The sequence below is a fragment of the Brevibacillus agri genome, assembly GCF_004117055.1.
GTDB classification, from domain to species: Bacteria; Bacillota; Bacilli; order Brevibacillales; family Brevibacillaceae; genus Brevibacillus; species Brevibacillus agri.
Genome location: NZ_CP026363.1, coordinates 4,649,781 through 4,672,373, shown reverse-complemented (window position 1 = coordinate 4,672,373; position 22,593 = coordinate 4,649,781). Strand labels below are relative to the sequence as shown.

Below are 22,593 nucleotides of genomic sequence, written 5' to 3'. Positions count from 1 at the left end.
AGTTTGATTTGACTGTTAGGAGGAAAACGGCAATGATTGCCAAGGAAAGCAACGTAAATTTTGTCGTCGCAGCGCTCATGCTGGGGCTGTTGATCGCGTCCATGGACAACACGATTGTGGCGACAGCGATGGGGACGATTGTGGGCGAGATGGGCGGCATGGACAAATTCGTCTGGGTGACGTCCGCGTACATGGTCGCGACGATGGCCGGGATGCCGATTTTCGGCAAGCTGTCCGACATGTACGGGCGCAAGCGGTTTTATATTTTCGGCCTGATCGTTTTTTTAGTGGGCTCCATTTTGTGCGGGACGGCGAGCAGTATTGTCGAGCTGAGCATTTATCGCGCGATTCAGGGGATTGGCGGCGGCGCGTTGATGCCGATTGCCTTCACGATCATTTTTGATGTGTTTCCGCCGGAAAAACGCGGGAAAATGACTGGGCTGTTCGGGGCGGTTTTCGGTACGTCCAGCGTGTTCGGGCCGCTGCTTGGCGCGTACATTACGGAGTATGTCAGTTGGCACTGGATTTTTTACATCAACGTGCCGATCGGGGCTTTGTCGCTCTGGTTTATCAGCGTGTACTACAGAGAGTCGCTGGAGCACCGCAAGCAAAGCATCGACTGGTGGGGAGCGATTACGCTTGTCGGAGCGATTGTCAGTCTGATGTTTGCCCTGGAGCTTGGCGGCAACCAGTACGCCTGGGATTCCGTGCAGATCATCGGGCTGCTCGCAGCCTTTTTGCTTTTGTTCATCATCTTTTTGTTCGTGGAAACGAAAGCGTCCGAACCGATTATTTCGTTTGCGATGTTCAAGCAGCGGCTGTTTGCGACGACGAACGCGGTCGCGCTGCTGTACGGCGCGGCTTTTATCATTACGACCGTCTTTTTGCCGATCTTTATCCAAGGGGTGTACGGCGGGTCTGCGACCAACTCCGGCCTGCTTTTGACGCCGATGATGCTCGCCTCTGTCTGCGGCAGCCAACTGGGCGGGTTTCTCACGACGAAGACGAGCTTCCGCAACATCATGCTGTTGTCCGCTGTCTTTTTCGTACCGGGGATTTTCCTGCTGAGTACATTGTCGCCCGACATGGCTCGTTCGACGGTCACGGTGTACATGATTTTGACTGGCTTTGGCGTCGGCTTTTCTTTTTCCGTATTGGGGATGTCGGCGATTCACGGCTTCGACATGCGGCAGAGAGGCTCGGCCAGCTCGACCAACTCTTTTTCCCGCTCGCTCGGCATGACGCTGGGCATTACCGTATTTGGCATCTTGCAGCGCAACCAGTTTGAAAACGGCATGGCTTCGACTTTTTCGGGGCAAGGAGCTGTCGGGGCGATCACGGACCCGCGCGCGATCTTGACGCCGGAAGCGCGGGCGGCTATCCCGGCTCCTGTGCTGGAGACGATCACGGACATTCTCGCTTCCTCGATTGCTCAGACGTTCATGTGGGCGCTCGTTCCTGCCATTCTCGCCGTCATCTGTATTGCGCTGATGGGGAACGAGAGTGCGCTCGGCAGGGCCAAAAACGCACCGCAAGCAAACCCGGAACGCGGGTAAGAGGAGAGGGCCATGAGTCTGAAATTGCTTATTTTAGGGCTGCTGATGGAAGGGGAGCGACACCCGTATGAAATCCAGCAGCAAGTGAAGACGCGAGGAATCGACTGCTACGTCAAGTACGCCAAAGGCTCCCTCTACTATGCGATCAATCAGTTGGAAAAGGGTGGGATGATCGAGGTTACGCAAGTCATTCGCGAGTCGAACCGCCCGGATAAGACAATGTACCGGATCACCAAAAAAGGGGAGGCAGAGTTCCAGGAGCTGCTTTTGCAGGAAATGCGCAAGCCGATGCAGTTGACAAACCCGATCTACGCAGCTCTGACTTTTGCTTCCCACGGCGATCCGGCGAAAATGGGAGAGGCGCTTGCTACAAACATCGAGGAGGTACAGCGGCAGGCTGCCTTGCTCGAATCGATTCTCGAGCAGCAGCGAGCGCGGCTGGATTGGGGAGCGAGGACGATTTTGCTCGGGGCGATCGAGCATCTGCAGGCAGAAGTGCGCTGGTTGGAGCGCATCCGCGAAGAAGCGTGGGGCCGCCAGTTTTGAATTTATTATGAACATTGGGCAATTCCCATCATTTTGATAGTTTTTCATTTATAATGATGATAATTACAGGCAAGGATGGTATCCGCTCATGATGAATACCGCACTCGGACGTTTTCGCGTCATCGGCATTATCGAAGGAATCTCGTATTTGGTATTGCTCTTGATTGCCATGCCGCTAAAGTACTATCTCGACTTTCCGGCCGCTGTAAAAATCGCCGGCTCGCTGCATGGGCTGTTTTTTGTCCTCTATATTTTGGCACTGGCGCATGTTACATTTAAAGACAGATGGTCTGTTCTCAAGGTGATTGGGGCGTTTATCGCGTCGCTCTTGCCATTCGGCAACTTCGTTCTGGATGCACGATTGAAAAAAGAGCAATAAAACAGCAGAGTTTGCAGCGAAAAAAGGCGGGTCAGCGTACCCGTCTTTTGAGCACCATCAGACAGAACCGATCATACATAAGCGCAACGCTGTTCAAATATGGATCGCGATGGGGGAGGATCTGTGTGGAGACCAGAATTTTGGCAGGTGTTCTTTTATGGGATAACGAAGGGCAATACGTTCTCGAAACCGGGATGGAGAATCGGTACAAGCTGGTGCTGCCACAGATCATCACATTTACGCAAAGCGATGAAAAAGTGGCGTCAGATGAATTGGGCGAGCAGCACGTCGGCAAAAACGTGATTGCCAGATGCTTTGTGTGAGCGAGGGTAGGCACGAGCCTATTCTGGAACGAAAAACGACAGACTATTCCGAAAAATAAAGGGGCGATGCACATGGAACTGCGCGAGCGATATACAAAAACAGGCGGAAATCAAAGGCTCCGGGTACGTCGTGGAATCGCTGGAAGCGGCGCTGCCTGGGCGGATGCTCGACCTGCTCGCGAAAAAAGAGTGGATAGAAGCGCTGGCGGGTAAATTGTACGAGCACAGCCGCGCCTAATCAGCCTCTCGCGGGGAAAAACCGACCGCACGAGCGGATTCAGGATTCACGCTGCCGTTGCAGGCTGGCTCAAGTATCCAGTCGGCAGCTTCGGCTGGGGATTTTGCGCAGTTCCGCACGTCGCCTAGCCTGCTCGTGCCGCCCTTTCCGACCGAGCAAGCACGGCTTGCGGTGGAAGATTTTTGCGCCTTTTTCCGTCTGGATTTTGCCTGGCAGATCGATTATATTGTAGTAATTGTGAGTACATAACATATTGGCCCGAGTAGATTCGGGTGGGGGTAGGGGAGCAATGGGCTTCGAGTTTGTGTGGATCATCATCGGGATCAATATTTTGTACGTGTCGTTTTTCACGTTGCGACTGCTGATGGTGATTAAAGGGTATCGTGTGCTCGCTTCGCTGTTGGCGATGGTGGAAGTATTCGTCTATTTGAAAGGACTCGCGATTGTACTCGACAACCTGGACAATCCGGTCAACCTCGCCGCTTACTGTATCGGTTGGGGAATGGGCGTGTACATCGGCAGCAAAATCGAGGAGTATTTGGCCCTGGGCTATGTCACCTTGCAGGTAGTGGTCGATTCCGTCGACCTGGATGTTCCTGTGCGGCTGCGCGAGCACGGCTTCGGCGTCACCTCCTGGGTGGCGGAAGGCCGGGACGGGCACCGCCTCATGATGCAGGTGCTGACCAAGCGCAGCAACGAGAAAAAGCTGTGGCAGCTCATTCATGAGATCGCGCCAAAAGCGTTTGTCATTTCCTTTGAGCCGAAAAACTTGAAGGGCGGCTTCTGGGTCAACCGCCTGCGCCAGTAGGAGCAGCCGTTCCTTTTCCAGTTGTAAAAGACGCCAGTCGTCTTCTGTGCCAAACAGGCAGGAAGCGGCTGGTTTTTTGTTTGTCTGCTCGGCCAAAAAGCCGGGTCCTACGCCTTTATTATTAGAAAATTATAAAGAGAAATAAAATACTTTGTATTTTTCTGTAGATTCGGGTAGTTCGTCCTTACCATACAAACTATGACAGAGAGCAAGGGGGGATCTGGTTGATTAGTTTTCATCAAGTCAACAAACATTACGGGAGCTTCCACGTCCTGAAAAACATCGACCTGCATATCAACCAGGGAGAAGTAGTCGTCGTCATTGGCCCGTCTGGATCGGGGAAAAGTACGATGGTTCGCTGTATCAACAGATTGGAAACGGTTACAAGCGGAGAGCTGCTGGTAGACGGGGTAAAAGTAAACGACAAAAACACCGACATCAACAAGCTGCGCCGCAATATCGGCATGGTGTTCCAGCACTTCAATCTGTATCCGCACAAAACCGTGTTGGAAAACATCACGCTGGCGCCGATCAAGGTGCTGGGCGTATCGCAGAAGGAAGCGGAAGAAACCGCGCTCTACTACCTGGAAAAAGTAGGGATTCCGGAGAAGGCGGAAAAATTTCCGACCCAGCTCTCCGGCGGCCAGCAGCAGCGTGTAGCGATTGCGCGCGGACTGGCCATGCGCCCGAAAATCATGCTGTTTGACGAGCCGACCTCGGCGCTCGATCCCGAGACGATCGGGGAAGTACTGGACGTCATGAAAAAGCTGGCGAAGGAAGGCATGACGATGGTCGTGGTCACCCACGAAATGGGCTTTGCCCGCGAAGTGGCAGACCGGATCGTGTTCATGGACCAGGGCAGGATTCTCGAAGAGGCTACGCCGCAAGAATTTTTCGAAAATCCGCGTGAAGAACGCGCGCGCCTGTTCCTGAGCCGGATTTTGAATCACTAGACATTCACTTAAAACAATAAAAAAGAGATGAGGGGTAATTCAGATGAAGAAAAGTGTATGGAAAAAACTTGCAGGTATGGGTCTTGTATTGATGCTGAGCGCAACCGCACTCGCAGGCTGTGGCGGGGGCAAGACAGAAGGCGGCGCGGCAGGCTCTGCATCGAATGGTGCGGCGGCTGGTGCCGGAACATTGGCAAAAATCAAGGAAAGAGACAAGTTTGTCGTAGGCGTGAAGTACGACCTGAACCTGTTCGGTCTGAAAGATCCGTCGACAGGCAACGTAGAAGGCTTCGACATCGACATCGCCAAAGCGATTGCAAAAAAAGTGCTCGGTGACGAAAACAAAATCGAGCTGAAGGAAGTTACCTCCAAAACGCGTATCCCGATGCTGAAAAACGGGGAGATTGACGCGATTATCGCGACGATGACCATCACCGAAGAACGCAAAAAAGAAGTAGACTTCTCCGATGTGTACTTCATGGCAGGACAGTCTTTGCTGGTGAAAAAGGACAGCCCGATCAACAGCATCAAAGACTTGCAAAAAGGCATGAAAGTGCTGACCGCAAAAGGCTCGACTTCCGCGAAAAACATTCGCGAAAGCGCACCGGATGCAGAAGTGCTTGAATTTGAAAACTACGCAGAAGCCTTTACCGCGCTCAAAGCTGGACAAGGTGACGCGCTGACTACCGATAACGCCCTGCTGTACGGAATGGCGAAGCAAGATCCAAACTACCGCGTAACCGAAGAAACATTCACCGAAGAGCCATACGGAATCGCGATCAACAAAGGCGACGCCGAGTTTGTAAAAACCGTGAACGACGTGTTGAAAGAAATGAAGGAAAACGGCGAGTACGACAAGATTTATGAAAAATGGATCGGGGAAAAACCAAAAAAATAAGCGGTTCGACTCCATGACGGATGAGCGGTTCACTCTGCCGCTCATTCCCTTATTTTCTTACGACTAGGGGGATCGCAACAGAGATGATCGATTTTTCTATCTTGTTTGAGCACTGGGACATGTTTATCGAAGGCTTCTGGAACACCGTGCAAGCCAGCCTGCTCGCTCTTGTCGGGAGCTTGGCTTTAGGGACGCTTTTCGCCATTTTTCGGATTTCGCCGATTCGCCCGCTCAACTGGATCGGTACGGCTTACGTCGAGTTTGTGCGCAACATCCCGCTGATTCTCGTCGTCTTCCTGTTCTTTGTCGGCTTGCCGGCGCTCGGGATTGTACTCGCGCCGTTTGTCGCTGGTACGCTCGGGCTGACTGTCTATACGGCAGCGTTTATCGCGGAGACGATTCGCGCCGGGATTCAAGCGATTCCAAAAGGGCAAATGGAAGCAGCCCGTTCCTCGGGTCTGACTTACAACCAGGCGATGCGCTACATCATTTTGCCGCAAGCGATCAAAGTCGTAATCCCGCCGATGGGCAACCAGTTTATCAACCTGGTGAAAAACTCTTCGGTGCTTGGCGTCATTGCAGGTCTTGACCTGATGTACTTCGGCGACCTGATTTCCGCTGATACGTTTGTGACGTTTGACGTTTACATTTTTGTCGCAGTCTTTTATCTGATTCTGACACTTCCGTTGAGCTTGCTCGTAGGCTACCTGGAGCGACGCTTGGCTGGAAGCCGCTAAGGGGAGGGGACATCATGGACTTTATCGGAGCATACGCGCCCAGTCATTTGACCTTCCTGCTAGAAGGTTTCTGGATTACCCTGCAGGTTGCCTTTTTATCGATTGTGTTCAGCTTCGCCATTGCCATCGTCGTAGGGGTGCTTCGCTACGCGAAAATTCCCGGCGTCTCCCAGGTGCTGGCTACCGCCGTCGAGCTGATTCGCAACTTGCCGCTCTTGTTGATTATTTTTTTCACGTACTTTGCCTTGCCGGAAGTCGGCATCAAGCTGGACAAGTTTTATGCGGCTGTGCTGGCACTGGTCATCTTCGAGGCGGCCATGCTGTCGGAAATCGTGCGCAGTGGTTTAAAATCGGTGGAAAAAGGGCAGATTGAGGCTGCGCGCTCCTCTGGCCTTACCTACGTGCAGACGCTCTGGCACATTGTGCTGCCACAGGCGCTCAGACGGATGGTTCCGCCCATCGTCAGCCAGTTTATCTCGCTTCTGAAAGACACTTCGCTCGCGGTCGTGATTGCGCTGCCGGAGCTGATGAACCATGCGCAAATCATCAATGGCCGCAACGTCAACTACGTGATTCCGACTTTCCTCTTGGTGGCAGTCATGTACTTTGTGGTCAACTACGCTTTGTCGATCGTATCCAAACGTCTTGAAAACAAACACGCCTGATGCAAAAGCATCTTTTCCGATCTCCAGTTCTTTGTAAAATAGGAATGGGAGATCTTTTTACGTGCTAAAGGGGGCATCTATGCGCGAGCGCCTGTTGGTCCTCATGATTATTATGCTGGCAACCGCCTTTTTCGGAGAGATGAAGGTCAACCCGCTCGGGGGAACGTTTCGTTTCTCGCTGGGGATTGCCGCTTTCTTTTTCGGCCTGCTCTGGTTTTCGTCCGTGCCCGTGATCTTGACCGGCTTTTTGACCGGGACGTTCATTCTCGTCTTCCGCGTCGGGCTGGATTTGTTGATGGAGTACCGCCCGTTGCTGGAGAGCGTGTCTGTCCATCTGCCGTCCGCGTTTTACTACTTCAGCTTCGCGATTTTGTTCCGTGTGCTGCGGGCCCGAGACTACCTGGAGTTTCCGCTGAAGATGGGGCTGATCGGCGCGTCCGTCGACTTTTTGTCCAACCTGGTCGAGCTGCGCGTGCGCGAGTATTTTACCGACTTTCCGCCGCTTACGTGGCAGAGCTTTTTCATGCTCCTGATCTTCGGCGTGTTGCGCAGCTTTTTTGCCGTCGGCTTGTACAACAGCGTCTCGATCCGGCAAATTCGCGCGGTCGGGGAGGTGCGGCAGCAGGAGCTGGAGCGGCTGCGGATGATAAATACAGAGCTGTACGAAGAGGCGTTCTACCTGCGCAAGTCGATGACGCAACTGGAAGACATCACGCGCGAGAGCTATCGGCTGTACAGGCGGCTCTTGACCTCGCAGCACGCCGAATCTCCGACGGCATTGACGATTGCCGAAAATGTGCATGAGGTGAAAAAAGATTCGCAGCGCATCCTCGCGGGCATCTCCAAGCTGATTAACCAGGAAGGGCTTGCTTCCCAGCTTCCGATCAGCGAGCTGTGCGAGCTGGTGATGAGAGCCAACCGGAAGTACGCCGAAATGCTGGGCAAAGAAATTCAGTTTACATGGAGCTGTTATGTCAGCTTGTCGACGAATCAAATCTACGCGCTGCTGTCTGTGCTGAACAATGTGGTCGCCAATGCAGTAGAAGCGATTGACGAATCGGGTAAAATTGTACTGAATGTCCAACTGGACGGACGGCACATCGTCTTTTCCGTGCTGGACAGCGGACCGGGGATTTCGCAAGAGGAACGGGAATGGGTGTTTGAACCGGGCTATACGACCAAGTATGATGAAAAAGGCAATGCGTCCACCGGCATCGGCCTGACACACGCCAGAGGCATCGTGCAGAGCTTGCAGGGACAACTGCAAATTTTGCACGACAGAGGGCTGTGGACGCATTTTGAAGTGCGGATTCCGACGGATCAATTGCTGAGAGGGGAGGGAGTATAGCCGATGATACGTTTCTTTTTGATTGAAGACGATGCCGTGGTGCGCCGCATGCTGGAGCGCATTATTGCAGACAGCGGCCTGGGCGAGATCGTGGGCCAGGCCAGCGATGGCAATCGCGTCTCCATCGACCAGTTGTACGGAGTGGATGTCGTGCTGATCGACCTGCTCATGCCAGGGCTAGACGGCATCCAGACGATCAAGAAGCTGCAAGCGGAAGGATTCACGGGCCGATTCATCATGGTTTCCCAGGTGGAAAACAAGGAGATGATCGGGGAGGCTTATTTGCAGGGGATTGATACGTTTATTCAAAAGCCGATCAACCGCCTGGAAGTCATTTCTGTGCTCAGGAGGGTATCCGATTACTTGACACTGGAAGCCTCGCTGCAATCCATCCGCAAGTCGCTGCAAATTTTGGATGTCAAAGGAAAAGAGCAGCCGGCGAGCGGGCTGAAAAAACCATCCTCGGACGAAGAGAGCCTCGCGCAAAAAGCGAGACAACTGCTGCTGCAGCTCGGAATCGCCAGCGAAGCGGGAGCGCACGATCTTTTGGTCATCATGGGCTGGCTCGCCCAGAACGAGCGGGAAGTGGACAAGCTGCGCGATTTGCAGTTGAAGGAGCTGTACACGCAAATTTTGACCAAGCTGCATGGCAACCTCGATGAACAGGCGCTGACCAAAGAAGTGCGAGCGATGGAGCAGCGCATTCGCCGCATGGTGCTGCAAGCGTTTACGCATTTGTCCTCGCTCGGCTTGACGGATTACGCCAACCCGACCTTCGAGCATTTTGCCCCGCGCCTGTTCGATTTCCAGGAAATTCGCCAGCGGATGCAAGAGCTGGAGGCCGGAGAAAAAACGACGAAATGCCGGATCAGCGTGAAAAAGTTTTTATCTGTTTTTTATATGGAAGCAAAAGCGATTTGAACCGGGGGAGAGCATTAAAATTGTAGCTGCCGATCATACTGGCAGCTTTTTATATTGTAGGTAAAAAGTATTGTTGTTCATTTGTTTGAAGTGCAAAAATTACCAAAATGATACTTAGATGTAGTAAAATAGGGGAAGGGGGGATTAGGAAAATGGAAAATACGTTAATGCGATGGGACCAATTGTTGAGCGGGGTTCGTTTGCGAGACCGAAAGGTGAAAGATCGAACTAAGGATAACGAATATGATCTGCGTAATGACTTTGATGACGACTATACCCGATTGGTAATCAGCTCGGCTGTTCGCAGACTTCAAGATAAGGCGCAGGTTTTTCCATTGGACAACAGTGATTTTGTACGTACACGTTTGACTCACTCTCATGAGGTAGCTACAATTGGCCGATCCTTGGGAATTAGCGTGGAAAAGTATCTTCACAAGCAAAAGCCTCAGGCCTTTCAAGAAGAGTCTGTTGGAAAGTTGAGTGCACTGCTAGCTGTTGCTGGCCTTGTTCACGATTTAGGAAACCCGCCTTTTGGCCATTTTGGGGAAGCGGCCATTCAAAATTTCTTTCGAGATTGGTTTAACGAAGATAATGTAAAAAAATTGACTTCGGTAGCTCCCCAAAATGTAGAGCAGATGCAAGCTGATTTTGAAAATTTTGAAGGAAATGCTCAATCATTTCGCTTGCTGACCAAACTGAATGGATTGGTGGATGAATACAGCTACAATCTCAGTGCAGCTTCGCTGGCAAGTATTTTGAAATATCCCCGATCTTCGCTTGAAGGAAACAAAAAGAAAAAGGAGCGACAGGCGAAAAAGCTCGGGATTTCCTATAAAAAGTTTGGGTATATGACTTCCGAACAGGACCGTTTTGAACTGGTTCGTGAATATACGGGTATTTTGTCCTTTCGCCATCCGGCTACTTTTTTGCTTGAAGCTGCAGATGATATTGCTTATTCGGCAGCGGATATCGAAGACGGTTGCAAAAAGAAAGTTCTGGATTATTCGATTATTACAGATGTGTTTGCGGAATTCTTTACGACGGAAGAAGAGAAAAACTTACTCGATTCATTTAGGAACGACTTTAAGCAAAATACTGAGGAACGACGTTCAGATCGCTTGGACAACGCAGTGCAGAAGTTGCGGATTAAAGCGCAAGGACTCATGATTCATGGAGTAGTTGAAACGTTCCTTCTTACGCACGATAAAATTTTAAATGGCGAATTTGATGACGAGATTCTCGAGAAGTCAAAAGCGGCAAAGGTTAGGGAGGCGTTTCGAACCCTCGCAGAGAATTATATTTTTCCTAATCAGGAAATAATCACACGCGAGCTTGTTGGAGGGAAAGTTATCCGCGGGCTGCTAGAGATCTTTGTGAGTTCAGTAAGTAGCGATAACATTTATGATGGAAAGGAATTGGAAAGAGATATCTTCAAGTTCCACGATGAATTTGCTCCCTCGGAGAAGGGAAAAAACTTTATGCTGATCTCTGATAACTATCGTTACCTTATGCAGAAGTATCCGTTCTCGCTTCAAGCGGATAAATCGCCTAGTCTGTATGACCGATTATTGCTGGTCACAGATTTTGTTTGTGGCATGACTGACACTTATGCGCTAGAATTGTATCAAAAGCTATCGGGCATAAAATTGTAAGGAGGGCTACCTATGGGCGGGGCATGGAAATGTGCTCAAGATGACTATAAGCAGACAGTTGTAATCCTAAAAAGGATTGAACTGCTAAGACAAGTCAGCCCACAAGTAGATCGATTGCTAAACGACCTTAGTTCCTATGGCGATTTAATTTTTATTGGCGGCGCAGTGCGGGACTTGGCTGAGTACAGAACCCCACGTGATTACGATATTATTGTCGATAGCTCACATACGGATTTTTCGGCAGCTTTTTCGGGCTTGTCTTATAAGAAAAATCGCTTTGGAGGCTATAAGCTAAAGGTAGATGGGATTGAATTTGATATATGGGGAATACAAACTAACTGGGCTTTTCGCGAACGCTTACTAGTTCCGTGTTTTGAGAATATATCAAAAGGGGTTTTTTTTAATTTTGATGCACTTTGCTTCCATTTACAGTGGCAAAGCCTTGACTGTACGCATTTCATGGAAGCTATAGATAATAAAGTGCTGGATATTTTGCTGGATGATGAAGCTGTATGGAAAAATCCAACACCGGAAGTCAATGTTGTCCGAGCGTGGAAGATACATAAGACACGAGGACTGCAATTTTCTGATCGAGTGAGGAAATATATCAGGGATTGGGCTGCTACTGCTGATAATCCTCAAGAGAGACTTTTAGAGGCAGAACGTAAGCATTACGGAGATAAGAGTAAGTATTCCTATGAGGACTATGCACAACTCTTATCGGTTGTTGAAGTTTGATGCTCAAAACCACTGATACCATGTGTCAGTGGTTTTGGAAAACATCATTATGTTTATTTATGTCGTGCCGGCAAATCTTCATTAACACGAGAAAATTTTCTCGTGTTTTTTCATTTATGCATGCGCGCGCGATACCAGCTCGGCAAACGCGCCGTACAGGCCGACGGTCCCGTACTGCTTCTGGTAGCTGCCAATCGTGTCGTCGCGGACGATTTGGCCGTTCATGAGAAAAATCGCCCGGTCCGCCACCGCGTCAGCGACCTGGAGCTGGTGCGTCGAGAAGATGACGGATTGTCCCGCCAGCCGCAGCTCGCGCACCAGGTCGACGAAGGCGTCCATCCAGTAAGGATCGAGGCCGTTCGTCGGTTCGTCCAGGACGACGAGCGCGGGCTTCGCCAGAATCGCCTGGGCGAACAACAGCCGCTGCTGCATCCCTTTGGAAAAGTGCGTCACCCGCTTGTTGCGGGCATCGTGCAGGCCGACCGCCTTCAGCATTCTGTCGGCGTCCTCGGCGGTGCGGTTGCGCAGGGCGGCGTAAAACTCCAACGTTTCTCGCGCGGTCAGGCCAGCGCTGAAGGAGAAGTGGTCAGGCATATACCCGATCTGCTGCAAGTATTCGACGCGCTGCTCCTCCCAGGTCAGGCCGTTGAGCTGGATCGTGCCAGCAGTGGGGCGGAGGATGCCGACCAGCATGCGCAGGATCGTGCTTTTGCCCGCGCCGTTTCCGCCGCACAGAGCGACGACTTCGCCAGGCTCGATGCGCAGGCTGAAAGGATGGACAATCGTTTTGTCGTTGATCGTTTTGCTTACCTGATCGACGGTAAGTCCGAAGCTTTGCACGGTGTTACCTCCTTTCCCATGCCCGGGTAGCAATCCACAAGGTCGCGCCAATCCAGAGCAGACAGAGAGCGACGAAGCAAACGTCGCCGAGCGCAGAGTCAATCCAGTAAATCCACTTGTAGTATTCGGGGCCGAAGATCGCGCCGCCGCCCAGCCTGGTCACAGAGTAAATCCGCACAAATTCAGCCGGGTTGAAAAAGGTCACAATCTGCAACAAAGGCTTGATCCACGTATAAGGTACGAAGCTGAGTACGGAAATCAACAGCGTCGGCCAGGCCAAAATGTAAAAGAACCAGATGCTGACGCCCATCGTCAAAGCTTGCCAGCGGTTGCGGCACAAGGCGCCGATCACCATGGCGATCCCTAAAAACAGCAGAATGAGACAGATGGAAAAGACGAGCAAAAACAGCAGGGTGGAAAAGGCAAAGCTTTTTCCGAGCAACAGTCCAGCCACGCCGGAGACGCCGTAGCCGAAGCTGACGATGGCGATCAGCACCAGCGCCTGTCCCGCGTATTTGCCCACGAGAAACGACGAGGTCGTCATCGCGTAGGTGGAGAGAAGCTGCCAGCTCCCTTCCTCTTTTTCCGCCGTGAGGGAAAAAGAGGAGAGCAGCATAGTCATCAGCGGCAGCAGGTACAAGATCAGATTGAGCATGGTGCCTGTCGTGTACGTATAGCCTTTCATGTAGGACTGCGACTGGATGATGAGCAGCCCCAGGCTAAACAGGGAGAACAGCGCCATGAAGGAGTAGGACCACGGATTGCGGAAGCCTACCTTCACTTCCCGTTTGGCGATCAGATTGATGTGCAAGGCTCTCCACTTCCTCTATTAGTGGTGTGTCGTTGTCGTCGTGCTGCTGCCGTGCGCAGGGGTGCTCTCCATGTCGCCCGATTGATGTCCGCCCGAGGAAGGGCCTTCCGAAGAATGCCCGTCCTTTTTCATATGCTTGCTCATGCTGCGCTCCCACGTATGGTTTTTCAGGCCTTCCGCGTCCATGATGACGCCTTTCTTTTGCTCCGCGACGAATTTCTCCGCTTCCGCCTTGTCTTTGAACGAGTAGATGCCGTAGCTCATCGGCGTTTTGAACTCTTTGTCATAGGCGAATGTCGCCTGCTCGGCTTTTGTCCACTCCGCTGTGTAGTAGTCGCGGACGTACTGCATCGCGACTTCATCGGTGCCGTGCTGTTCCGTCCATTCGTGCAGGCAGCCGATGTCGTCGAATTTGAGCGCCTTGCCGTCTTTCAAAATGATTTCGGTTGCGTTGTGATCGTTCGGGACGTGCATGTGGCAAATGTCGCATTTGTCCACGCCTTCCGCGATCTCGACAGGCTGTGCTTCTTCCTTGCCGCAGCCGACTATGAGCAGGCTGATGCCTGCGATTGCTCCGAGTGTGGTCACCCATTTTTTCAAATTCATCATGATTTTTTCACTCCTACGTAAATGAATGTACAGCTTCCTGCCAAAAGAATAAGGCCAAGGATGCCTGCGCCCCAGTTGCTGCCTGTTTCGGCATTAGCAGAGACGACAGCAGAGGTCGGCATCAGCGGTGTTTCGTCCCGGATCGGGCTGCCTGCACCGCTCGTAAACAGATTTTCCAGAAAGACGAAGCCCGGCGATTGGAAAAACAACTGGTAAGCGGGAATCGCGTCTGTCAGGCCGAGGTAAAACGGATTCATTTCATACGGCAAATCGCTTTTGTGGTCGCCGTCCACATCGAGGCCGAGCAGGTTGTCCCAGTAGTTGCCGTTCAGGTTGTCCGTTGCGCTGTCCTGGGCCTGGGCGGCGATGACATTGGAGATGAAGTGGTTGTTCGTCCACGTATTTCCCGCGGAGGCGATCAACTGCATGCCGACGAAGTTGAGCGAGAGCTGGTTGCCTGTGACCGTAATCCCGCTGGAGCGCTCCAAGTATAGCCCGACGCGGTTTCCTTCGATGTGGTTGTCCGCAAGCAGCGAGTTTTGCACGTCGTAGAGCAGGATGCCCTGGGAATTGGGGTTTTTTTGCTGCTTCAAAAACCGGTTTCCGACGACGGTGGCATCGGCTGTTTCCATCAGCATCGCGCCTGTGACGTTTTCGCTGCCTGTATTGTTCTTCAGGGAAGTTTGCGTGGTGCCCATCAGGTGGTAGCCGTAGCGCGATTTTTCCACCCGGTTTTGCGTGAGCTCGTTCCCAGTGCTTTTTTCCAGGTAAATCCCGTCAAAGACGTTTGTGACCTGATTTTCAATCAGTCGGTTGTCGTGCGAGTCGTACAGGTCGATGCCGTTTCCTTTTTGGGCCTGGACCGTCACCTTTGGCTTGCTCGCGCTTTTGGACAGATGCGCGCTGTGGTCGTGGCCGGCATCGCTTGCGCTGCCTCTGTCCTTTACCTTGCCGATGACCGAGACGTTGCGTATCGTGTTGGCATTCGCGCCTCGCAACTGAATCCCGGTTCCCATCGTTTCCACGGTGACTTTTTCCAACAGGTTGCGGCTGCCGCTTACGATGATGGAGGCGTCCTCGCTGTTGATTCGTCTGTCCAGCACCGTAATGCCTTGCAAAGTCACGTCGTCTGCCGCGATCGTCAGAGCGGCTTCCTCGCTCGGATTGGTCAGCTTGACCTCGCCTTTTGCCAGCAGCTTGAGCGGCTTCGTGATGCGGATGGGACCTTCGTACTTGCCTTCCGGTATCGTGACGGTGTCGCCTGGCGCTGCCTGGTCGATCAGCGCTTGCAGGGACGCTTCGGCCTGCGCCGGATAAGCCGCTGGCAGGATGAGCACAAGCGCCAATGAAGATGCCAGCAGCAGGCGGAACGCGGTTTGGTTTTTTCTTGTGCGAGTCAGGGTAGATTCCCCCTTTGTAATGAGAGCTCTCGAACTTTCCTCCTGAGGGAAGGGCGGCCAGCTACATTCAGGATAGCAGTCCCTTTTCATTTTCGGATGACTCAAACGGGCTATAAAACGTGTCAAAAATCGCAACGATTTTATAAAAACTGGAAGGAGTTGTCGGCAGGCGGACACGGCTGGAAGACGGCGGGGAAAAAACGCTTTCCTCGCTGCTTTTCGGACAGGGGGAGGAAAATGGCAGATTGGAAGGCAACATCGGCATAGAAAAACGCTTCCCCGGAAATAGCGAGGGAGGCGTTTTTGCGTGCGGTACGCATGGGCTTTGTTATTTCTATTATTTGGGTGAAATGGACAAGGGAAAGTTCCGATACATACAAAGAAGAGATAAGGAATAATATGACAAAATTTCTTTGATAAGGGATTTTATAAAAGATAATAAAGGCGGTACGAGCTATGGAGCATAGGGATGAAAAGATACTGGCATTATTGAATGAATCGGAAAAAGCGAGCGTTCCCCTTAACATTTGCACCGGACCAGTCAGGGTGGGAAGCCGCTTCTACGAGTTTGAACAGCAAGGATTTTGGGACAACAAGGTCTGCTTGTTTATCCCAAAAGAGTTTGAGGACATGCCTGACCATTTGCGGGCAGTCAAATATCCGTACCAGCAGCGCCCGCAGATTATCAAAAGCGATGAGACAGGCGGCATTAATTTTACGTTGAGCAGGGTCGACCAAGACTTGCAGGACCAGTGGGTCAAGCAACTGACGGCAGGGATGAAAGCTACGATCAAAAAGACGAATCCGGCAAATGTCTTCTATACTGACGGGGTAGAAATGGTAGAAGGAAAGCAGGTTGGCTACTTCGAGTTTAAAAGCCCGGCACTGGACGGCTTTTTGTATCACCTCATGTTTTTTCTGGCCTTGGAAGGAAAAATGGTCATGGGCACATTTTGCTGCCCTTTTGCCGAGTATGGAGAGTGGCGGGAGATTGCTTTTCAGGTCATGAGAACGGTGAGCGTTACGGAGGAGAACGAGGGAGAGGAGCAAGGATGAGCCAATCTGTCTAAGAGGCGGGTGGATTCTGAGGTGTCCACCAAACTATCGAGGTAGCACAAGAGCAGAGGCTCTCCACACCTGTTCAGCTCCTCGCACCGGAAGTCTGCATTGCCCTGAAACCGCTGAACAAAATAATCGCCGAGCCGGACCGGACTTCTTTTCATGGCTGTCTCCGTTCGATGGATTTTGCCGTATTTTTTACCAAATCGTTGCGGATTATGAGTAGCTTGAGAAAAGCTGGCTCAAAAGATACCAGCGGCGCGGGCAAAAGTCTCGCTCTACGCTTGCGTGATGGAGAGAGCGGATGAATACAGCCATGCGGGTGGGGAGAGGGCTGGCCTCTTTGCTCGCGCCAAAGAGGAACGAAAAAAAACTCGGCCACAGCGGATGGAGGAACACGCATCTGCTTTAGGAGACCGAGGTTTTTTTCGTTGGGGCTGAAGGGGGTTACGAAATCGTTTTTTGCCCGGGCTTCCAGTCCATCGGGCACAGCCCGCCGGATTGCAGGGCTTCGATGACGCGCAATGTCTCATCCACGCTTCTGCCTACTTTGGAGTTGGAGACGACCGAATACTGCAAGATGCCCTCCGGGTCAATGATGAAGCTGGCGCGCAGAGGCGCTTTGGTCGCTTCGTCCAGCACGCCGTAGCTGATCGTCGCTTCCTTGCTGTAGTCAGAAGCGAGCGGGAAGGACAGCGGGCCGATGCCGTCGCTCGCCTTCATCCAGGCTCTATGTGTATGAATGCTGTCGCCGCTCACGCCGAGCACCTCGACGTTCAGCTCGGCAAACTCCTTGATCCGCCGATTCAGGCTGAGAATCTCCGTTGGGCAAACTTTGGAGAAATCGAACGGATAGAAGAACAACAGCAGCCATTTGCCGCGGTAATCTACCAGACTTTTCGATACGGGGAAGCCGTTGTCAAAAGTCACGGTGTCCATCGTAAAGTCTGGTGCGGGAAGTCCAATGCGTGCGCTCATTGTGCATCTCCTCTCTCTGTTTTTCGAAAAATATGTCTGGTACCAAATTACCACGAATGATATTTATAATCAATATCAAATGAAAATTATTTTAATTAAAAGTGCAACATGCCTTTTCGAGTTAGCCCAAACGAAACGGCGGTATGAGCAGAGGGAATTGGTAGTATGCTAATCCATGCAATACCACATTTGCGAACAAATGAAACCTTTTCGGTTCTTTTTTCCAATCCAACGTTCCATGGCGGGAGGCTCAGACAAGGATGCAGTCGCTTCTTTTGACCATCGTGCTTGTAGTGGTGGCAGTGCCGCCGCTCGTCTTTTTCGGCTATATGTACGTCTTGTCCAAACACCCCAAGCATTCCATCATTCGCTCCCATCCTTTTTTGGGCTGGGTGCGCTATTTGCTGGAAAAGCTCGGACCGGAATTTCGCCAGTATTGGTTTGACAACGACACGGAGGGAAGGCCGTTTTCGCGAGCTGATTTTGTCGGGCTTGTCTACGCGGCGAAATACAGGACGGACCTCATCTCGTTTGGCGGCAGACGCGATTACGAAAAGCCGGGCTTTTACCTGTCCAACGCCATGTTCCCGAAGCTGACGAGCGAGCTGCGGGTAGATAACGATCGGCCGATTTTGGGCAAAAAGTACGTGATTACAGATGAAGGGTTGTTTACCCGCCAGGAAAAATGGATCGAGGAACAGGTGAAGCCGTGGCTGTTGCACGATCAGGATGTCATTGTCGTAGGAGAGCGCCGCGAGCATCCGTGGCGGCTCAAGGGCATGTTCGGGGCATCGGCCACATCGTACGGGGCGGTGGGGGAGAACTATATTTTGTCTACCGGAAGCGGAGCCCGCATGGCAGGAGGCTCCTGGATCAATACGGGAGAGGGCGGCGTGGCGGAGGTTCACCTTGCGACAGGCGTGGATATCGTCTCGCAGATCGGGCCGGGCATGTTCGGCTTCCGCGATGACGCGGGCCGTTTTTCCATCGAGGAATACAAGCGCAAGGCGAGCGTGCCCAACATCAAGGCATTCGAGCTGAAATTTCATCAAGGAGCGAAAATACGCGGCGGCCACCTCGAAGGCTCCAAAGTCACAGAAAAGGTCGCGGCAGCGCGGCTGGTGCCTGTCGGCAAAAACGTCAATTCGCCCAACCGCTTTGCTTTTCTGACCAATCCCGAGGAGGCGCTGCGGTTTATCGCCACGCTGCAGGAGGCGGGCGGCAAGCCTGTCGGGATCAAAATTGTCGTCGGGGATGCGAAAAGATTGGAGCCGTTGTTTGCCAAGATGGTCGAGCTGGATATTTACCCGGATTTCATCACCGTGGACGGCTCGGAGGGAGGGTCAGGCGCGACGTTTAAAGCCATGGCGGACGGGATGGGGCTGCCGCTTTATCCGGCGCTGCTCATTCTCGATGACACGGCGCGAAAATTCGGGGTGCGCGACCGCTTCAAAATTTTTGCTTCCGGCAAGCTCATCACCCCGGACAAAGTCGCCATCGCCCTGGCGCTCGGCGCGGACCTGGTCAGCTCCGCGCGCGGCTTCATGATGGCAAACGGCTGTATCATGGCCCTGCAATGCCACACAGGCAAATGTCCAACGGGAATCACCACGACCGATTCCAAATACCAGAAGGCGCTCGCCCCGGAAGAAAAGCAGTGGCGCGTCATGAACTACATTTTGCAGTTGCGCGAGGGACTGTTTTCGTTGGCGGCCGCCTGCGGGCTGGAGAGTCCGCGCGATTTTCGCCGCGAGCACGTCGTCTATACAAATGAAAGCGGGCAAAGCGTGCGGGTAGCGGACCTGTTTCCGTACCCCGAGAAGACGGGGGAATCAGGAGCCGCCCTGCTTTAGCCTGACCCAATGGTTGTAGTCGTGAATCGCAAAGCCGGCAAAGCTCGCATAATGCTCGAGATGTTCCTTCGCCAACTGCAGTTCGGTTTTCATCGTCTGGAGCGGCAGTGCGTGAAAGCTCGTGTGCGGCCCTTCCGCACTGGGAGCCGTCTCTACGGCGACGATCACCTGCTTTTTCAGCGTGGCCGCTTCCCGCAAAATCGGATGGGCGTTGGCGATAATCCCGTCGTTGCCCAGCGCGACATTGCGGTAGTCCATGATGACTACGGCATCTGCCTTTTCCAGCATCCAGGCGCTCAAGCTGTAATCCGTGCCCGGGACTTTGACCTGATGGAGCCAAAACGGGATGTCGAGCGTGAGCGTAAGCCCGCTTGAGCGCATGTCTTTTTCGATCAGGCGAACCGTGTCCATCCAGCTTTGCACGATTTTGTCGCGGTTTGACTTCCATTCCGGCAAAATGTACGGCTCAATGTCAAAATGCAGCCCGGCGAACCGCTCTTGCGCGGCGACCGAGGCGTTGTAAGCGCGGACCCAGTTGATAAACGCCTTGAGCTCGCCATGGCTTGCGGGAAAAGCCCATTGGGGACGGCCTTCCAGCGCTTCTACGGCGATTTGCTTTTCCTGCGCCTTGCGGATGAACTGCTGATAGACAGTCGGCGGGATGTCCCGGTCGATTTGCAGGTAGATTGCGCTCAATTGATGCTCGCTCGCAAACTGGATAATCTGCTCTTGCTGGGTGTAGAGCAGGCTGGCATCCCAAAGCCACGTGCTGCGCCGATGCTGCCATGTGCTGTCAGGAGCAGGCGGCACAGATGCCGGAGGGACTGCACTCGCATGGCCGGAAGTGGTGATCGCGACCAGGTTGCGCTCGGCCAGCCACTCGATCCGGGCGTCAAACAGCTCGCTGATGAAGCGCAGCGGAACCATCGTGCGGTTGCTGCGGAGCACGGCCGGGGCGTCAAAGTGGACCTTTTTCCCGTTGACCAGCGCGTAGTCCTGGCCGATGGTCAACTGAATGGTGTCCGGTTCTTTCCGGAGCGTCACCTGGCTCGTCTGTGGATTCCACTGCATGCCAAGACCGAGCTTTTCCGCGACAAACCGGGCGGGAACCATGGTTCGCTGCGTGCTTGGGTCCACGTAAGGCAGGGCGTCGGGAAACGTGACGTACTCTCCGTTCACGGCTACCTGGACTTGCGGAGCGGACTGGGCAAAAGAGAAGGGAGCGGCGCTGAGCAGAAAGGTCAGCAGGCCGACTCGCTGCAGTTTTTTCATGCGTGCTTTTCCTCGCGTCTTTCTATAGAATGTGCTGTACTATTTTACAATAGGACTGTTTGCCTTTACCTGATTACAAGGTTGCAGGGGAGCAGGAAAAATTTGTGAAGAAACGACTACTTTTCCACTGGATGACTTTACAGGAGCGGCGACCCAGCGGTAAAATGGTTGAAAATGACAAAAGGAATAAAAAATCAGGCTATTGTACACCTTCCTTCTACTCAATTGATGATTAGGGGTACTGCTTTCCTGATTTTTTTTATTGAGGCCGATGAAAAATCAAATCTACCTTCGCCGGAAAAATAAACTGGTCGTCGAGAAGGGACAGCATGAATTGCCTGTCTCTTATTTGGCTGCGGCTCTGCGCAACATCGAGAGTCTGGGCTACACGTTTTCCCTGGAGCTGCTGGAGCGAATCCGCACGCTGTCTGAAGCGGAGTTTTTCCCGCTTTACTCCGAGGTAGTGACGGTATTGAAAGAAATGGTGGGCGCATCCCGCAAGTACAAGCCGATGTATCCGAATTTTCCCGAACAAGTGATGGAGGCGAGCGAGGGAGAATTGTATTTGCAGGCGATCATCCACTACCTGACGTGGCAGCTTCCTGTGCACGAGGTGAAAAAACGGCTGCCGCTGTTGCGAGAATCCCGCCTGAAGGTGATCCAGTTGGGAACGGACGAAGAGCTTTTGCAGACGGGCATGAACCTGTTGCGGGCAAAAAGCTCGCTCTCGGCGCAGGACAAGGAAGACCTCGCAGCGCTGCTCACCGAGTGCGATGGAATCGCAGAAGCGCTGCCGCCAGAGATTCCGCACAAGGAAAACGCGGCGGTCGTAGCCAGCATCTTGCTGCGTGCCGACAAGCTGCCGCCCGGCTTTTTTGCGACCTATTGCAAAACGGCGACCGACGTCTTGCGGCTGGCGGTTGCGCTGTCTGACGGCGATGTCAGCCTGGCCGCCCCTGCGAAATTCCGCAAGTTCAGCCGCGCCGAGCGCCGCCTGCTGCTGCGCTTGCTGGAAGCCAGCCCGAACCTCGCGGAAGACATGCTGCGCTACAAAGGCCGCTGGATTCGCCTCGGGGAAATCTTGCATCCGTTCGAATACAAGGACCGCTATCCGCAGACGGCGGAAGCGTTCGATATTTTGCGCAACAACCATCGGCTGGAAACGTTCAACAGCAAGGTCGAGCTGGCGCTGGCGTGCGGGGATGTGCACGAGGCGACGAGCCTGCTCGTGCAGCGGCCGGGGGAATTTGCCCGGCGCCTCGACCACCTGCTCAGGCTGGCAGCGGATCGTGACGAGGTGCTCCGTTCGTTTGCACAGGTCGCGCCTTTGGTGTCTACCCCTGTGCTGCTGCAAGCGCTGAACCACTTCGAGAAAAGAGAAGCGTACGGAGAGTGGCGCACCTTTTTCCCGAAAGGAGAGGTGGCAAAAGTACAGACGATTGCAAACGCGCTGCCGCAGTTGCCGGAAGACGTCCGCGCGAGTGCAGCCCGCAGATGCCGGGAAGCCCTGCTGGAGCGGTTTGCTGCCCTGCCTTCCCTGGGAAAAGTCTACCTCGATCCGCGCTTGCAGGAGCAGCTCGTGCCTTTTTCGCAACGGTCGGCGAGCAAAGCGCTGCGGACGATCGTGCGCGGCTCCAGACTTCCGATCCCGGAGGGCAGTACGATCCGCTTTTTCACCTGGTGGAAGGAAGGCATTGTCAACAACGTCCCCACCGGGCGCGTCGACGTCGATTTGTCTGCGGTGCTGTACGACGCGGACTGGAAGTACCTGGAGCACATTTCCTACACGAATTTGCGCTCGGAGAAATACCGCGCCTACCATAGCGGCGACATTGTGAGGGCGCCGATGGGGGCCTGCGAGTTCATCGATGTGGATATCGAATCTGTCCTTCATTACGGCGGCCGTTACGTGGTCATGTCGCTGAACTCGTTTACAGATTTTCCGAACGAGAAAGCCCGCTACGGTGCGATAGCACCCCCTTTAGGGGCGGGATGAGAGTGAGGTCAAA

The 22,593-nt window shown here is 53.1% G+C and carries 22 protein-coding genes; 16 read left to right on the top strand and 6 right to left on the bottom strand.

Annotated features, from left to right (window positions below; all coding sequences use genetic code 11):
• The first annotated feature begins 32 nt into the window (after positions 1-32).
• From BA6348_RS22840 to BA6348_RS22780, 13 genes are all read left to right on the top strand, one after another.
• Complete coding sequence (locus tag BA6348_RS22840; RefSeq protein WP_005835013.1) at positions 33-1,556, top strand: MDR family MFS transporter; 1,524 nt, start codon at positions 33-35, stop codon at positions 1,554-1,556.
• Positions 1,557-1,568: 12 nt separating this feature from the next.
• Positions 1,569-2,102, top strand: coding sequence for a PadR family transcriptional regulator (locus BA6348_RS22835; protein ID WP_007781730.1), 534 nt, complete (start codon positions 1,569-1,571; stop codon positions 2,100-2,102).
• Between the two features lie 88 nt (positions 2,103-2,190).
• Positions 2,191-2,481 (top strand): DUF3817 domain-containing protein, encoded by a 291-nt coding sequence (locus BA6348_RS22830; RefSeq protein WP_005835010.1) that lies wholly within the window; start codon positions 2,191-2,193, stop codon positions 2,479-2,481.
• Positions 2,482-2,606: 125 nt separating this feature from the next.
• Positions 2,607-2,804 carry a hypothetical protein gene (locus BA6348_RS22825; RefSeq protein ID WP_005835007.1) on the top strand — a complete coding sequence of 66 codons (198 nt, stop codon included), beginning with the start codon at positions 2,607-2,609 and terminating at the stop codon, positions 2,802-2,804.
• 527 nt (positions 2,805-3,331) lie between these two features.
• Positions 3,332-3,850 carry a DUF2179 domain-containing protein gene (locus BA6348_RS22820; protein ID WP_005835003.1) on the top strand — a complete coding sequence of 173 codons (519 nt, stop codon included), beginning with the start codon at positions 3,332-3,334 and terminating at the stop codon, positions 3,848-3,850.
• A gap of 224 nt (positions 3,851-4,074) precedes the next feature.
• Positions 4,075-4,803, top strand: a complete 729-nt coding sequence (locus tag BA6348_RS22815) for an amino acid ABC transporter ATP-binding protein (protein WP_005835001.1) — start codon at positions 4,075-4,077, stop codon at positions 4,801-4,803.
• 43 nt (positions 4,804-4,846) lie between these two features.
• Positions 4,847-5,701 carry a transporter substrate-binding domain-containing protein gene (locus tag BA6348_RS22810; RefSeq protein ID WP_005834999.1) on the top strand — a complete coding sequence of 285 codons (855 nt, stop codon included), beginning with the start codon at positions 4,847-4,849 and terminating at the stop codon, positions 5,699-5,701.
• A gap of 83 nt (positions 5,702-5,784) precedes the next feature.
• Entirely contained in the window at positions 5,785-6,438 is a 654-nt protein-coding gene (locus tag BA6348_RS22805; RefSeq protein WP_007781739.1) for an amino acid ABC transporter permease, read from the top strand.
• Positions 6,439-6,452: 14 nt separating this feature from the next.
• A complete protein-coding gene (locus BA6348_RS22800; RefSeq protein ID WP_005829028.1) occupies positions 6,453-7,103 on the top strand; it encodes an amino acid ABC transporter permease in 651 nt (216 codons plus the stop codon).
• Positions 7,104-7,182: 79 nt separating this feature from the next.
• Positions 7,183-8,451 (top strand): sensor histidine kinase, encoded by a 1,269-nt coding sequence (locus BA6348_RS22795; RefSeq protein ID WP_005829030.1) that lies wholly within the window; start codon positions 7,183-7,185, stop codon positions 8,449-8,451.
• Between the two features lie 3 nt (positions 8,452-8,454).
• Complete coding sequence (locus BA6348_RS22790) at positions 8,455-9,372, top strand: response regulator (RefSeq protein WP_005829032.1); 918 nt, start codon at positions 8,455-8,457, stop codon at positions 9,370-9,372.
• 152 nt (positions 9,373-9,524) lie between these two features.
• Entirely contained in the window at positions 9,525-11,024 is a 1,500-nt protein-coding gene (gene dgt / locus BA6348_RS22785) for a dGTP triphosphohydrolase (protein WP_122953397.1), read from the top strand.
• Positions 11,025-11,036: 12 nt separating this feature from the next.
• The gene (locus tag BA6348_RS22780; RefSeq protein ID WP_005829036.1) at positions 11,037-11,762 is read left to right on the top strand and encodes a nucleotidyltransferase family protein; all 726 of its coding nucleotides are present in this window, start codon (positions 11,037-11,039) and stop codon (positions 11,760-11,762) included.
• Positions 11,763-11,876: 114 nt separating this feature from the next.
• On the opposite strand, the gene BA6348_RS22775 is transcribed toward BA6348_RS22780, so the two are convergent.
• The 4 genes from BA6348_RS22775 to BA6348_RS22760 are packed head-to-tail and all read right to left on the bottom strand — an operon-like array spanning position 11,877 to position 15,368.
• Positions 11,877-12,602 carry an ABC transporter ATP-binding protein gene (locus BA6348_RS22775; protein WP_005829038.1) on the bottom strand — a complete coding sequence of 242 codons (726 nt, stop codon included), beginning with the start codon at positions 12,600-12,602 and terminating at the stop codon, positions 11,877-11,879.
• A 4-nt stretch (positions 12,603-12,606) separates the two neighbouring features.
• Positions 12,607-13,413: an ABC transporter permease gene (locus tag BA6348_RS22770; protein ID WP_007781753.1), complete on the bottom strand. Its 807-nt coding sequence runs from the start codon at positions 13,411-13,413 to the stop codon at positions 12,607-12,609.
• A gap of 18 nt (positions 13,414-13,431) precedes the next feature.
• Entirely contained in the window at positions 13,432-14,022 is a 591-nt protein-coding gene (locus BA6348_RS22765; RefSeq protein WP_005829041.1) for a nitrous oxide reductase accessory protein NosL, read from the bottom strand.
• Positions 14,019-15,368 (bottom strand): right-handed parallel beta-helix repeat-containing protein, encoded by a 1,350-nt coding sequence (locus BA6348_RS22760; RefSeq protein WP_174435234.1) that lies wholly within the window; start codon positions 15,366-15,368, stop codon positions 14,019-14,021. Before BA6348_RS22760 ends, BA6348_RS22765 begins: the two co-directional genes overlap by 4 nt.
• A gap of 510 nt (positions 15,369-15,878) precedes the next feature.
• Between BA6348_RS22760 and BA6348_RS22755 the strand changes: the two genes are divergently transcribed.
• Positions 15,879-16,478 carry a hypothetical protein gene (locus tag BA6348_RS22755; protein ID WP_007781762.1) on the top strand — a complete coding sequence of 200 codons (600 nt, stop codon included), beginning with the start codon at positions 15,879-15,881 and terminating at the stop codon, positions 16,476-16,478.
• Between the two features lie 450 nt (positions 16,479-16,928).
• Here the strand turns inward: BA6348_RS22755 and BA6348_RS22750 are convergent, their stop codons facing one another.
• Positions 16,929-17,459, bottom strand: coding sequence for a peroxiredoxin (locus tag BA6348_RS22750; RefSeq protein ID WP_005829060.1), 531 nt, complete (start codon positions 17,457-17,459; stop codon positions 16,929-16,931).
• Positions 17,460-17,719: 260 nt separating this feature from the next.
• On the opposite strand from BA6348_RS22750, the gene BA6348_RS22745 reads away from it, so the two are divergent.
• Positions 17,720-19,312: an FMN-binding glutamate synthase family protein gene (locus BA6348_RS22745; protein WP_026557950.1), complete on the top strand. Its 1,593-nt coding sequence runs from the start codon at positions 17,720-17,722 to the stop codon at positions 19,310-19,312.
• Here BA6348_RS22745 and BA6348_RS22740 read toward each other — a convergent pair.
• Entirely contained in the window at positions 19,292-20,584 is a 1,293-nt protein-coding gene (locus BA6348_RS22740; RefSeq protein ID WP_005829064.1) for a copper amine oxidase N-terminal domain-containing protein, read from the bottom strand. The genes BA6348_RS22745 and BA6348_RS22740 overlap by 21 nt on opposite strands.
• Before the next feature lie 271 nt (positions 20,585-20,855).
• Here BA6348_RS22740 and BA6348_RS22735 point away from each other — a divergent pair, with 271 nt between their 5' ends.
• Entirely contained in the window at positions 20,856-22,580 is a 1,725-nt protein-coding gene (locus BA6348_RS22735; RefSeq protein ID WP_122953396.1) for a TerD family protein, read from the top strand.
• The last annotated feature ends 13 nt before the right edge of the window (positions 22,581-22,593 follow it).